The organism is Ruania halotolerans, from assembly GCF_021049285.1.
GTDB lineage: Bacteria > Actinomycetota > Actinomycetes > Actinomycetales > Beutenbergiaceae > Ruania > Ruania halotolerans.
In genome coordinates, this window is the sequence record NZ_CP088017.1 from 4,109,112 (window position 1) to 4,121,886 (window position 12,775).

Annotated in this window: 15 protein-coding genes; 7 read left to right on the forward strand and 8 right to left on the reverse strand. The window is 68.4% G+C overall.

The window, feature by feature from the left end:
* The first annotated feature begins 134 nt into the window (after window positions 1-134).
* On the forward strand, window positions 135-1,649 hold the full coding sequence (locus LQF10_RS18580) for an SDR family NAD(P)-dependent oxidoreductase (protein ID WP_231065332.1): 1,515 nt from the start codon (window positions 135-137) through the stop codon (window positions 1,647-1,649).
* Between the two features lie 69 nt (window positions 1,650-1,718).
* Here the strand turns inward: LQF10_RS18580 and LQF10_RS18585 are convergent, their stop codons facing one another.
* A complete protein-coding gene (locus LQF10_RS18585) occupies window positions 1,719-2,057 on the reverse strand; it encodes a winged helix-turn-helix transcriptional regulator (protein ID WP_231065333.1) in 339 nt (112 codons plus the stop codon).
* Between the two features lie 77 nt (window positions 2,058-2,134).
* On the opposite strand from LQF10_RS18585, the gene LQF10_RS18590 reads away from it, so the two are divergent.
* The 3 genes from LQF10_RS18590 (at window position 2,135) to LQF10_RS18600 (ending at window position 3,679) form a co-directional block, all read left to right on the forward strand.
* Complete coding sequence (locus LQF10_RS18590; protein WP_231065334.1) at window positions 2,135-2,791, forward strand: FMN-dependent NADH-azoreductase; 657 nt, start codon at window positions 2,135-2,137, stop codon at window positions 2,789-2,791.
* A 133-nt stretch (window positions 2,792-2,924) separates the two neighbouring features.
* Window positions 2,925-3,176, forward strand: coding sequence for a hypothetical protein (locus tag LQF10_RS18595; RefSeq protein ID WP_231065335.1), 252 nt, complete (start codon window positions 2,925-2,927; stop codon window positions 3,174-3,176).
* Between the two features lie 41 nt (window positions 3,177-3,217).
* Window positions 3,218-3,679 (forward strand): GNAT family N-acetyltransferase, encoded by a 462-nt coding sequence (locus LQF10_RS18600; protein WP_231065336.1) that lies wholly within the window; start codon window positions 3,218-3,220, stop codon window positions 3,677-3,679.
* Between the two features lie 69 nt (window positions 3,680-3,748).
* On the opposite strand, the gene LQF10_RS18605 is transcribed toward LQF10_RS18600, so the two are convergent.
* From LQF10_RS18605 to LQF10_RS18620, 4 genes are all read right to left on the reverse strand, one after another.
* Complete coding sequence (locus tag LQF10_RS18605) at window positions 3,749-4,381, reverse strand: hypothetical protein (RefSeq protein WP_231065337.1); 633 nt, start codon at window positions 4,379-4,381, stop codon at window positions 3,749-3,751.
* A 102-nt stretch (window positions 4,382-4,483) separates the two neighbouring features.
* On the reverse strand, window positions 4,484-5,533 hold the full coding sequence (locus LQF10_RS18610) for an aminotransferase class V-fold PLP-dependent enzyme (RefSeq protein ID WP_231065338.1): 1,050 nt from the start codon (window positions 5,531-5,533) through the stop codon (window positions 4,484-4,486).
* 53 nt (window positions 5,534-5,586) lie between these two features.
* Entirely contained in the window at window positions 5,587-6,261 is a 675-nt protein-coding gene (locus tag LQF10_RS18615) for a response regulator transcription factor (protein ID WP_231065339.1), read from the reverse strand.
* Window positions 6,258-7,538 (reverse strand): sensor histidine kinase, encoded by a 1,281-nt coding sequence (locus tag LQF10_RS18620; RefSeq protein WP_231065340.1) that lies wholly within the window; start codon window positions 7,536-7,538, stop codon window positions 6,258-6,260. Before LQF10_RS18620 ends, LQF10_RS18615 begins: the two co-directional genes overlap by 4 nt.
* Window positions 7,539-7,763: 225 nt before the next feature.
* On the opposite strand from LQF10_RS18620, the gene LQF10_RS18625 reads away from it, so the two are divergent.
* A complete protein-coding gene (locus LQF10_RS18625; protein WP_231065341.1) occupies window positions 7,764-8,174 on the forward strand; it encodes a hypothetical protein in 411 nt (136 codons plus the stop codon).
* Window positions 8,171-9,673 (forward strand): multicopper oxidase family protein, encoded by a 1,503-nt coding sequence (locus LQF10_RS18630; RefSeq protein WP_231065342.1) that lies wholly within the window; start codon window positions 8,171-8,173, stop codon window positions 9,671-9,673. Before LQF10_RS18625 ends, LQF10_RS18630 begins: the two co-directional genes overlap by 4 nt.
* Before the next feature lie 72 nt (window positions 9,674-9,745).
* Here the strand turns inward: LQF10_RS18630 and LQF10_RS18635 are convergent, their stop codons facing one another.
* Window positions 9,746-10,261 carry a MarR family winged helix-turn-helix transcriptional regulator gene (locus LQF10_RS18635; protein ID WP_231065343.1) on the reverse strand — a complete coding sequence of 172 codons (516 nt, stop codon included), beginning with the start codon at window positions 10,259-10,261 and terminating at the stop codon, window positions 9,746-9,748.
* Window positions 10,262-10,378: 117 nt separating this feature from the next.
* On the opposite strand from LQF10_RS18635, the gene LQF10_RS18640 reads away from it, so the two are divergent.
* Window positions 10,379-11,170 (forward strand): SDR family NAD(P)-dependent oxidoreductase, encoded by a 792-nt coding sequence (locus LQF10_RS18640; RefSeq protein WP_231065344.1) that lies wholly within the window; start codon window positions 10,379-10,381, stop codon window positions 11,168-11,170.
* A 114-nt stretch (window positions 11,171-11,284) separates the two neighbouring features.
* Here LQF10_RS18640 and LQF10_RS18645 read toward each other — a convergent pair whose 3' ends face one another.
* Together LQF10_RS18645 and LQF10_RS18650 are read right to left on the reverse strand one after the other, a co-directional pair.
* Window positions 11,285-11,761: a SufE family protein gene (locus LQF10_RS18645; protein WP_231065345.1), complete on the reverse strand. Its 477-nt coding sequence runs from the start codon at window positions 11,759-11,761 to the stop codon at window positions 11,285-11,287.
* Entirely contained in the window at window positions 11,758-12,657 is a 900-nt protein-coding gene (locus tag LQF10_RS18650) for a sulfurtransferase (protein ID WP_231065346.1), read from the reverse strand. The genes LQF10_RS18645 and LQF10_RS18650 overlap by 4 nt, the downstream gene beginning before the upstream one ends.
* Window positions 12,658-12,775: the final 118 nt, after the last annotated feature.

Consider the following 12,775-nt stretch of genomic DNA (forward strand, 5'->3'; position numbering starts at 1 on the left):
CGCTGGCGGAAAGTCGAGTCGGCTCACACAGGCACTCATCGCCTGCCACAGTGCGCAGAGGAGTTCACGCCCGCGACGGGCCACGTGCACAAGACCGGTGCAGGTGATGCCTTCGCTCGCGTAAAATCGTGACAATGACCGACGCCTCTGTCGACGACACCGACCGCGGCGCCGGTCTCGACCCCGCGGATCTTGCGACCACCCTGCGCGTGCTCGCATCCATGGACCGGCTCGACGAGCAGCACCCTGACCATGTCGCGGTGCGGATGGCGACGGCGGCGATGTTCAAGGCCGTCAAACGTGTGCGTCGCCGCGAGATCCGTGCTGCGATCGCCGATGCCGACAAGGCCGTGATCGCAGCGACAGCGACGGGTGCTGCTGACCGCATCGACGACGAGACGCGCGGGATCCCGCTGGCGACCAGCACCGACGCCCCCGTCGCCGGCGAGCTGATCAAGCCCCGCAACTGCTACATCTGCAAGCAGCCGTACACGCTCGTCGACGCTTTCTACCATCAGCTATGTCCGGACTGCGCACGCTTTAGCCATGGCAAACGTGATGCGCGTACGGACCTGGCGGGAAGGCGGGCGCTCCTCACCGGCGGCCGCGCGAAGATCGGAATGTACATCGCTCTGCGCCTGCTCCGCGACGGCGCGCACACCACGATCACGACCCGGTTTCCGCGGGACGCGGTGCGCCGATTCTCCGCGCTCCCCGACTCCGCCGACTGGCTGCATCGTCTGCGCGTGGTCGGGATCGACCTGCGCGACCCTGCCCAGGTGATCGGGCTCGCGGATTCCGTCGCCGCCCAGGGCCCGCTCGACATCCTCATCAACAACGCCGCGCAGACGGTCCGCCGATCGCCCGGTGCCTACTCGCTGCTCGCGGATGCGGAGCTCCGGCCGCTGCCGGACGGACCTCTGCCCGAGATGGAGACCTTCGGACGCACAGCCGATCAGCACCCGGAGGCGCTGGCAGCATCCGTGTCGGCGCACCCGCTGCTCTCGGTCGCGGCCCTCGGAGGCACGATCGCGGAGGCCGGGGGTCACGTGCTCACGGCCGAGGAGCTTGCTCACCTCGCGATGGCCCCAGGGTCGTCGTCGCTGCAGAAGCACGCCGACGGTTCGGCGATCGATGCGGGCGGACTCGTGCCCGATACCGACCGCGTGAACAGTTGGGTGCAGAACGTCGAGCACGTCGATCCGCTGGAGATGCTTGAGGTGCAGCTGTGCAACACGACGGCTCCGTTCCTGCTGACCAGTCGCCTTCGTCCGTCGATGGCCACGTCGCACGCGCGCCGAAAGTACATCGTCAACGTGTCCGCGATGGAGGGGCAGTTCTCACGCCGTTACAAGGGGCCGGGGCATCCGCACACCAACATGGCGAAGGCCGCGCTCAACATGCTCACCCGTACGAGCGCTGGCGAGATGCTGGAGACCGACGGCATTCTCATGACCGCGGTCGACACCGGCTGGATCACGGATGAGCGCCCGCACCACACGAAGGTGCGGCTCGCGGAGGAGGGCTTCCATGCTCCCCTCGACCTCGTCGACGGCGCCGCCCGCGTCTACGATCCGATTGTCCGTGGCGAGGCCGGCGAGGATCTGCACGGCTGCTTCCTGAAGGACTACAGGCCGAACCCCTGGTGAACGGATCGGCCGGTGGGGCCGGGTCGGGACAGGGCAGGCATCGCCGGCGCCGGGCGAATGGGGCCAGCGTCAGTTCGCGGGGGCGGAGAGGTTCGCAGATGCCCAGGTGCCCAGCTGTTCGAGGATCGGCAGCAGGCTCTCGCCGCTCGGGGTGAGGGCATAGGAGACGGCGACGGGAGGGCCGGCGTCCACGGTGCGCGCGACGAGTCCCGCCTGGGCGAGCTCTACCAGACGGTCGGAGAGAACGGTGTCGCTGATGCCCGCGACAGCGCGGCGCAGGGCGACGAACGAGGAGGGTCCGGGGCCGAGGGTCGAGATGATCATGCCGTTCCAGCGCTTGCCGAGCACGCTGAAGGCGAGGGTGAGCGCTGCATCGCACTCATGGATCTCATCGTCGATCGCGGGCATGCCTCCATCTTACCGTGCTACGCTCACATGAGTTACTCACTAAATCGCAGCGACTCAGTAAATCGAAAGGTACGTGAATGTCCCTCTTCCGCCTGGACGCCAGCATCATGCCCGCGATGTCAGCCAGCCGTTCGCTCGCCGACCTCGTCGAGTCGGAGTGGTCTACCGCCCATCCCGACTCAGTCGTCACCCGTCGTGACCTCGCGCAGGACCCGGTGCCTGCGAACGTCTGGTCCGACGTGGTCACCTCGGGTCACCTCGCCCCCGGGGAGCGGACCGGGGAACAAGCCGCGGCTCACGCTTTCGCCACGACGCTCGCCGATGAACTGATCGACGCCGAGGCGCTGCTGTTCGCGGTGCCGTTGTACAACTACGGCGTCTCCCAGCACGTCAAGACCTGGTTCGACGTCGCATATACCGACCCGCGCATCGATCCCACCGGCACCGCGCTGCGAGGCAAACCCGCGACTCTCGTCACGGTGCTGGGCGGCAACTACGCCGCGGGGTCACCGAAGGAGGGATGGGATCACTCCACCGGATGGCTGCGTCGCATCCTCGAGGACGTCTGGGGCCTTGACCTCCGCGTCGTCCAGCGTCCGTTCACGCTCGTGGGCGTCAACCCTGCGCTCGATGCCTTCGCCGATGTCGCGAACGAGCTCAAGGAGGACGCCGAGAGGTCCGCGCGCACCTACGGGCGTGAGCTCGCGGCAACTCGGGAGAGCCGCGTCGCCTGATCCGATCTATCCGCTGCTGCCGACCGGCAGGAGGCTCACCGTCATTCCTTTGCCCAAAGGGCTTCGACCCCGTAAGCACAGCGGCGCGCTGGCGCGCCTGATCGCTGACAGCGAGCGTGCCTATACTTTTGATATGCGGGGGCATTCCTGGTGGATCGTGACAGGCTGCGCCGTGGTGGTGGCCGCCGCCGGATTCGCGGTGCTGCGCACCGCCCCCGAGGCGTGGTTCGCGTACGCACCGCTGAGTGGCGAGCGCTACCGCCCGGCCAACGCTCAGCAGCGGCTCGGCATCGTGGTGATGATCGTCGGCACCGCGACTGGCGTGCTTGCCGTGGGATACCGTGTGACTCGCGCATACTTTCTCAGAAGCACCAAGAACGAGTAATCTCTCGCTCCACATTCACTCATGGAGGTGTCATGGTCGCCATGGAACGTGTCGATTGGACGGATCCTGATCTGCAGCGTCTGGTCGGCGACCAGGAGACTGAAGTGGATTCGCGGTACGGCGATCCCGAGCACGACAGTCACCTCGATGCTGAGACCGTCACGGTCGCCGTCCTCGCTCGCGACGAGGACGGCACCGCGATCGCGTGCGGAGTGCTGCGCGATCCCGCACCGGCATTCGAGCCCGGAACCGGCGAATTGAACCGGATGTACGTCCACCCGGACCATCGGCGCCGCGGTATCGGCAAGGAGATACTGCGGGCCCTGGAGGCTGCGGCGCACGAACGCAAGCTGGGGCAGCTCGTGCTGGAGACCGGCATCCAGCAGCCGGAGGCGATCGGCCTCTACACCTCCGAGGGGTACCGGATCATCGATAACTATCCGCCGTATGAGGACGAGGACGACTCTCGCTGCTTCGCGAAGGCGATCGGCGCCGAGGGCTGAACCCACCCGCTTCTGCGCACTCCGGATGCAGGGCGGCACCAGGTGCACCGGCAGCACGTGCACCGGACATCAGCTGCGTCGGAAGGCCACCTGGTGCGCGGCAATCAGGAGCCAGCCCAGGCACGCCACCCACGCGATCGCGACCATCGGCGCGAACTCGGGGAGCCCGAGAGCGAGCAGGCACGCGAAGGCGAACCATCCGGCAAGGGCGCCGAGCACCCGCACCGCCGGGCTCCACGCGTAGGACCGGGAGAGCGCGGCGAGGTAGAGCCCCAGCGTGGCCAGGTGCAACGCCCCGCCGGTGAGGACCGAGAGCGTGTGCAGCCCCTGCACTGTCCCGGGAGCGAGCAGGGAGCCGAGCACGGCCAGCATCAGCGCGGCGATGCCGGAGATCGCTGGCACGACGACCGCCGTCCAGTGGGCGAGCCGGGTGCGGCCGGACAGCGGGATGGCCATCGCAAGGGCGGCACCGAGCACGGCGAGCGCGGCCGCCGCCACGAGAGCTGCGGCTCCCCAGACGAGGACTGGCGCCGGGTGGGCGGCGAAGTAGCCGACCGCCTCGGAACTTCCAGGGAGCGGGAACGGATGCCCCGTCAGGTCACTGCGAGCGATCGCGCCGGCCGCAGTGGCCGCGATGAGCACAGCCACAGATCCCGCCGCCGCACCGCCGGCAGGCCTCGGTGCCTCGCCAGGCCGCTCCATGCCCCCACCTTAGGCACCGCACCACCGACATACCTTCCGGCGGCGGACACACCCTGCAACGTGTGTCCGCGCCCGGAACCTGTGTCGAAGGTCCGCACCAGATCAGGTCAGGCGCCCACGGAGTAGCGGCACGACGCGGTCGACGTCTTCGGCGGTGTTGTGCACATGGAAGGAGAACCGCACCTTCCCCGCACGGGTGGCGGTGACGATCCCGGCGCTCGCGAGCGTCCGCACGCCTACCTCATCCACGCCGAGGGAGACGATCGCCGAATTCGTCGGCTCCAGGCCCAGTGCCGCGGTGAACCTCCGGGCAAGCCCGACCGCGTGTTCGTGCAACGTGGCCCGGCCGATCTCGGTGAGCAGCCGCAGCGAGGGCTCAGCGCCCACCCATGCGGGCCACGCCGGGGACACGTCGAACCGCCGGGCATCGGCCGCCAGACGCAGCGGGCCGCCGTAGATCGCCGACCACCGGTCCTCGCCCGCGTACCAGCCGGCCTGCCCCGGCATGACGGCGTCCATCAAATCCGCCCGCACGCTCAGATAGCCGGTACCCCGGGGGGCGAGCAGCCACTTGTACCCGGCACAGACGGTGAACGCCACGCCGGCCAGGTCCAGCGGCAGCCACCCGGCGGACTGGGTGAGGTCCAGCAGGATCTCGGCACTGTTCGCCGCACATGCGGCACGTAGCGCGGGCAGGTCGACCATGGCCCCGTCGGCGGACTGCACGGCGGCCACGGCCACCAGCGCGGTCGCTGGGCCCACCGCCGTCGGGAGATCGGCCAGCGGCACCTCGCGGACACGTACACCTCGCGGCGCCTGGGCGAGGAAGGGGAATGAGACGGAGGTGAACTCCCCGGCCGGCACGAGCACCTCGGCACCGCCGGGAACCCAGGCGGCGATCGGGGCCACCATGGCCGAGACCTGACTGCCCACTGCCACGGTGGCAGGGTCGAGCCCCACCAGCGCGGCGTACAGTTCCCGGCACCGCCCCACGATCTCGTCGAACTCCGGTGCCTGGACCCGGCCGGCACTCCACCGGTCCAGGTGCGTGCGCACCGCCTCCACAGTGGCCTGGGGTGGCAGCCCCGCGGAGGCGGTGTTCAGGTAGAGGGTCTCCGGCGCGAACTGCTGCGCCACGGCCGCATCGTTCATGCTGGTGATCCTAGGAGGGGACGGGCCCGCCCAAGGTCCATCGCCTGACAGTGCTAGCCGGATCCAGGTGTGATCAGGTGTGTCTCATAGGCAAGCACCACCAGCTGGGAACGATCACGAGCCTCGAGCTTGGCGAGCAGGCGGCTCACGTAGGTGCGCGCAGTGGCGGGGCTGAGGAACAAGGTGCCGGCGATCTCATCGTTGGACTGCCCCCGCCCGACGCACACGAGAACGTCTCGTTCCCGGTCGGTCAGGCTCGCGAGCCGGGCCAATGCTGCTTCACCCGGGGCGTTCGTGTGGTGCTCGGCCACGGCATGGACCAGCGCGCTCAGCGCCGCCGCGCCCAGCGCGCGCTCCCCCTTCGCCACGGTCCGGATCGCCTCGCGCAACTCTTCCGGGGAGATGTCCTTGAGCAGATACCCGCTCGCTCCGGCGCGCACTGCGGCGAGGATCTCTGCGTCCTCGTCGAAGGTGGTGAGCACCAGCACGCGTACCTGCGCCAGCTCAGGATCAGCGCAGATCTGGGCAGTGGCCTCGATTCCATCCATCTCCGGCATCCGCAGGTCCATCAGCACCACGTCCGGTCTCGTGCGGCGCACCTCGGCCACGCCGGCCCGCCCGGTCCCGGCCTCGGCCACCACGGCGATGTCGCCGTCGTGGGTGGCGAGGGTGCGTAGCCCGGTCCGTACCAGGGTGGAGTCGTCCACGAGGGCTAGTCGGATACTCATGCGTCGAGCCTGGCCGGCAACGCGGCTCGCACCACAAACCCCCCGTTCACCGCGTCCCCGGCAGTGAGAGTTCCGCCGAGCAACGTGGCCCGCTCGCGCATGCCGTCGATGCCATGGCCCGACGGCGGAGCTGGCGTGCCCGATGCGCCGGCGCCCGCCGTTGTGGCCGAGCCGGCAGCACCCTCGAGCATCTGCGCATCGTCCGTTGACATACGGCGCCTTGGCGTACCGGGCGCCACCAGGGCGCCGTGACCGTCATCGCGCACTTCCAGCACGAGCCACCCCTCCTCCACGGCGGCGGTGACTCTCACCTGCGTGGCCCCGGCATGGCGGACCACGTTCGTGAGGGACTCCTGCACGATGCGGAAGGCGGCAGCATCGATCGGACCGGACAGCGCGGGCATGGTGGAGCCGGGGACGCCGACGTGTGCATCCACCTGCAGGCCGGCGCCGCGGGCTGCGTCCAGGAGCGACTCGAGGCCGGCGAGCCCAGGCGCGGTGATCGAGCCCTCGGCGGACGTGGGCGCGGTCCGGAGCAGACGTACCGTGGCCCGCAGCTCACGCAACGTCTCCCCAGCGGACTCACGGATCTGTGCCAGGGCGCGCTGCGCCGTCGGCTCATCGCGGCCGAGCGCCTCGGCGGCAACGCCGGCGTTCATGGACACCACAGCCAGACTGTGTCCGATCGAGTCGTGCAGGTCACGGGCAATCTGCTCGCGTTCGGCTTGCAGCCGTGCGGCGGAGCGGCGCGCGTGCTCGGCGGTGGTGAGCTCGAGGATGCGGGCCTGCTGCCTGCGGGCGTACCGCCTGGTCCGCACGCTGACGCCGAGGGCGATCGCTGCTGCGATGAGGGCGACGTTGGTGAACATCTCGTAGGAGATGAGGTACGCCGCCGGGAGACCCTCATCGATGCGGAAGTACGCCGCTACTGCCACCAGGATCGCACCGGCGCCCATGGCGGTGCGGGTTCGCCCTTGCTCGGCCCCGGAGTAGATGGCGGCCACGGCCGGCCAGGAGATCCCGATCGGTGGGAATCCGAGTGCGTAGTAGATGAAGATACCCAGCACCGTCAGCACCAGGACCACACGTGGCCAGTGCCGGCGCCACACCATGAGAGCGCCGAACCCCAGGGCGAACAGGTACGCGGCCGGCGGTTGGCCCTGAGCGCTCTCCGCCTCGGCGGCGATCACCAGGGCCACCCCGAGCGCCACGGCGATGCCCAGCAGCGCATCAAGAAGGCGGGGGCTGACCTGGGGAGGGCTCGGGCTCTCGGTCACGGGTCCAGCGTAGGAAGAAGCACAGGCGTCCACATCCTCCGCTGGGGGTAGGAACCCTGAGCGCGATGTCGCCTGCAGGCGACATTGAGCGTCCGCAGGAGGCGGGGGCAGGTGACGACACCGGGTGGATGTGGCACAAGGGGGGCAATTCCTAACGTCAAAGCCATGACGACTCCTCCACAGACCCCACCCCCTGACCCTCGCTCTCCCGGCCCCCGTCCCCGCATGGCGTGGTCGTTGGTGTTCGGCCTCGCGGCCCTGACGTTGCTGTGGCCATTGACCAGCGTGATCGGCCTCGCCGAGGCGATCGGCAACCCCACACGCGCACTCCTGCTCATCGCGCTGACCGGCGGTGCGTGGATCGGTGTGGTCGGATTCGGCCATGCGGTCCGACCGATCGCCACCCTCACCCTGACCGGCCTGGTCGCGGGTGCAATCACCCTGGTGGCCTCGATCGTGGTCACCGGACTGGGAGCCGAAAGCGGTGGCCTCAGCGCAGTGCCGACGTTCGCACTCCCGCTGGTGGCGGTCGAGATGGTCGGAAGTCAGACGCTGCTCGGCCTACTCGCGGGCCTCGCGGCGGCTGGCGTGCAGCGTGTGCGCGGCACGGGGACGCAGCGCGGAACGAACCGATGAACGGCATCTCTCGACGGAGTTTCCTCGCGGTGACCGGCGCAGGAGCTGCGGCGGTGACGCTGGCGGGGTGCAATGTGGTCAGCACCAGCTCGGTGAGCGAGCCCGATGCGTACGACACGGCGCTACCGATTCCGCCGCTGGCTGAGTCCGAGGTGATTGACGGTGTGCGCACGTTCCGGATTACCGCACAGCCCGGCACCACCGAGTTTCGTCCCGACGTGGACACCCCGACCTGGGGCTGGGACGGTGCATACGGTGGCCCCACCATGCGGGCGGCTGTCGGTGAGCGGGTCGCCGTCGAGGTGACGAACGGTCTTGACGAGGCGACCAGCGCGCACTGGCACGGAATGCACCTGCCGCCGGATATGGACGGCGGGCCGCACCAGATGATCGTCCCGGGTGATACCTGGCGGGCTGAATGGCTGATCAATCAGGCGCCGTGCACCCTCTGGTACCACCCGCACCCGCACGGAGCCACCGAGCGGCACGTCTACCGCGGGCTGGCCGGGTTGTTCTACCTGGATCCGGCGCCCGGTTCGGATGAGGCGGCCGTGTACGGGCAGTTGCCGCACACCTACGGTGTGGACGATATCCCCGTGGTGATCAGCGATAAGCGCCTCTCCGACGGCGGGGAGCTGGTGTTCGATGACGGTGGCAACGAGGTGGGTCTGCTGGGGAACGTCGTCACCGTGAATGGGGTGACAGGTGCGGTGCTGCGAGTGAGCACCGAGCGGGTGCGCCTGCGGCTGCTGAACGCCTCCACCGCCCGCACGTACTCGCTCGGACTGCCGGGGCGGACGTTCCAGCTGGTGGCCACCGACGGCGGACTTCTTCGTGGGCCGGTCGAGCTGGAGAAGATCCGCCTCTCCCCGGGTGAGCGGGCCGAGGTGGTGGTGGCGATGGAGCCGGGCGAGCAGGTGATGCTGCACTCATTCGAACCCGATCTGGGCAACATGATCGTGCCGTTCGCCGTCGGCGCGAACGATGAGTTCGATGTGCTGCGGATCGAGGCCGAGGGGGAGCTGAGTTCGTCGGAAGAGGTTCCCGGCGAGCTGACAGCGTTCGGGCAGGACCCAGAGCAGGCCACTGTGCGGCGGGAGTTTCGCCTCTCCGGGCGGCAGATCAACGATGCTCGGATGGACATGGCACGCATCGACGAGACCGTCGAGGTGGGTACCACCGAGATCTGGACCGTGATCAACGACGACCCGTCTCCGCACAACTTCCACGTCCACGACGTGCAATTCGAGGTGATCAGTGTGGGCGGATCGGAGCCGTCGCCGGAACTACGCGGGCGGAAGGACACGGTGTATCTCGAACCGGGACGCGCGGTGGAGTTGCTGATGACGTTCGAGGACTACGCTGACCCGCAGTGGCCGTACATGTACCACTGCCATCTGCTCCGGCACGAGGACGAGGGTCTGATGGGGCAGTTCGTGGTGGTGAATCCGGGAGAGCGGGCCGACCCGTCGATGATCGCTGGCCACGCGCACCACTAAGCAGCCACCTGCCAGCCCCCTCCCGCCGAACGCTGGGTTGTGCGGCGTTCCGGCGCGGTTCTGCCGCAGAAGTCAGCGTTCGGCAGGGGGTGGCACCGTCGCAGCGGGCGGGGTCCACCCCTCCTCACTGCGGATCCCTCGCATGATGCGCTCGGAGATCTCGCGAAGCTGGCGACTCTGCGGCTTCGTCAGGCGATCGAGAACCAAACGCCGAACGGTCAGGACGTGCCCGGGCATCGCCTCAGTGACCTTCACCGACCCCGGGTCGGTGAGCGTCGCCAAGGTGTATCGGCCGTCGGACGGATCTGGCATGCGCCTTATCCATCCTTTCGACTCAAGGCGACCGACCGCGCGTGAGAGCCGGGAGAGCGAGCTGTTCGCATATCCCGCCAGCACACTCATCCGCAGCGTCCGCTGCGGTGCGTGGGCGAGCGCGTAGAGGATCCCGTACTCGAAGTGGGTGAGCTGGGAGTCACGCTGGAGTTGATCATCGAGGGCCGCGGGCAGCCATTCCAACACCGTCGCCAAGGCCGCCCACGTCTGGAGTTCCGGACCGGTGAGCACCGGTGGGGAGCTGGGATTCGTCATCCGGCAAGACTACCGGGAGATGACCCATTGACTTGCTCAGTCAAGTCATGCGGTCTAGCATTCACTTGACTGAGCAAATGATTCGCGCATCATTCGGGTAGTGAGGAAGCAGGCGGCATGGATTCTGGACTGGCAGGCAAGCGGGCCTTCGTGAGCGGGTCGACGCAGGGCATCGGCTATGCGATCGCAGAGGCGCTGCTGCAGGAGGGTGTGTCGGTGATCGTCAACGGACGTGAGGAGGGACGCGTGCAGGCGACCGTCAACGCACTTCGCAGCACCTTCCCTGGCACTGACATCGCGGGCATCGCGGCCGACTTCGGCGATCCCGACCAGGTCCGGCGACTACTCGATCACTTGGGCGCGGTCGACATCCTCGTGAACAACGTCGGGGTGTTCGAGGTCAAGGAGTTCGCCGAGATCTCCGACGAGGAGTGGCAGCGCTACTTCGACATCAACGTCATGAGCGGTGTCCGGCTCTCCCGGCACACCCTCGGTGGCATGCTCGACCGTGGCTGGGGGCGCATCCTCTTCATCGCCAGCGAATCAGGTGTGAACGTCCCGGCCGGGATGACGCACTACGGCACGACCAAGGCAGCGACCCTCGCACTGAGCAACGGTCTAGCCAAGCTCACCCGCGGCACCGAAGTCACAGTGAACACCATCCTCGGTGGGCCGACCTACTCCGACGGCGTCGCCGCCGTCGTCGAGCAGATCGCGCAGGCCCAGGGCGCGTCATCCGACGACATCAAGCGCACCATCGCCGCGGGCAATCAGACCTCGCTCCTGCAGCGCTTCCTCGATCCAGCCGAGATCGCCCACCTCGCGGTGTACCTCGCCAGTCCCCTCTCCTCGGCCACCAACGGAGCCGCGTTGCGCGCCGACGGGGGAACGCTCACGACCACGCTGTGAGACGCGGCCTCACACGCGCTCGATCGAACGCTGACTTCTGCGGCGTTGCCCGTGGCAACGCCGCAGAATCAAGCGCTCGGCACTGGGCGCGGGGCCGCGGGCGGCCAGCGCTCCTCAGGCTCCGGCTTTCTCCGCCACCTGACGTTTGATCCGCGCGAGCATGCCGCCCATCCCCCGCAGCCGCAGCGGAGTGATCGCCCGGGCGAGCCCGAGGCGGTCGGAGACGTCGTTCGGGATGGCGAGGACTTCGCCGGCAGTGAGCCCGTTCAGTCCTTCGTGCAGGATTCCTGCGAAGCCACGGGTGGTGGGGGCCTCCGCCGGCGCAGAGAAGAACAGTTGCACCGTCGCAGCCTCACCCGTTCCCTCAACTTCCGTGAGCAGGAAGATCGGCGACTGGCACTCGGGCACCGGTTCGAGCAGCTCCGGGTGCTCGGCATACCGTGGCGGCAGTTCAGGCAGTCCCTCACTGAACTCCAAGAGCAACTGCAACCGATCCTGCTCACCCAGGGCCTGGAAGTCCTCCACGATCGCAGCGAGCGCCGACGGGAGCGGGGCCGTCCCGCCCACGTCAGAATGCTGAGCTTGCGTCATCGAGCGGGGACCTCCCCAGGCTGCTCACCACGGACGATCGGCACGCGGACGGCATTGCCCCACTCGGTCCAGGAGCCGTCGTAGTTGCGGACCTCGGGGAAACCGAGCAGGTGCGAGAGCACGAACCAGGTGTGGCTGGAACGCTCGCCGATCCGGCAGTAGGCGATCACTGGTTCATCGGCATTCAGGCCCTTCTCCTGGCGGTAGATGTCCTCCAGCTCCGAGCGGGACTTGAAGGTGCCGTCCTCATTTGCGGCACGCGCCCAGGGCACCGACTGAGCGCCCGGGATGTGGCCGCCGCGCAGACTGCCCTCGTCCGGGTAGTCAGGCATGTGGGTGCGCTCACCGGTGTACTCCGGCAGCGATCGCACGTCGACCAACTGGCCGCCGAGGAACCCGAGGACGTCCTCCTTGAAGGCGCGCACACCGGCGTCGTCGCGCTCGACCACCGGGTAGTCCGCACGCTCTGGGCTGGGCACGTCCTTGGTGAACTCGCGACCCTCGGCCACCCAGAGGGCGCGGCCGCCGTCGAGAAGCCGTACGTCCGGGTGCCCGAACAGGGTGAACACCCAGAGTGCGTAGGCGGCCCACCAGTTGTTCTTGTCGCCGTAGATCACCACCGTGGTGTCCCGGGCAATGCCCTTGGCGGCCATCAGTTCGGCGAATCCGGCACCGTCAACGTAGTCGCGGGTGACCGGATCGTTCAGGTCGGTGTGCCAGTCGATCTTCACCGCTCCGGGGATGTGGCCGGTGTCGTAGAGCAACACATCCTCATCGGACTCGACGACCACCAGGTCCTTCGAGCCGAGGTGCTCGGCCAGCCACGATGTGGTGACCAGACGCTCCGGGTGGGCGTAGGCGGTGAACTTGTCGGCGTCGTCGTACGGCAGCGGCATATCTGGGTCCTCCTCGAGGGGCGGATGGGCACTGGTTCGATCCTCTCACCGCAAGGCCGCACCCGGCACACCGGCCGGGCGATCCCACATGGTGATCCCCCACCGGTGGCCGACTCGG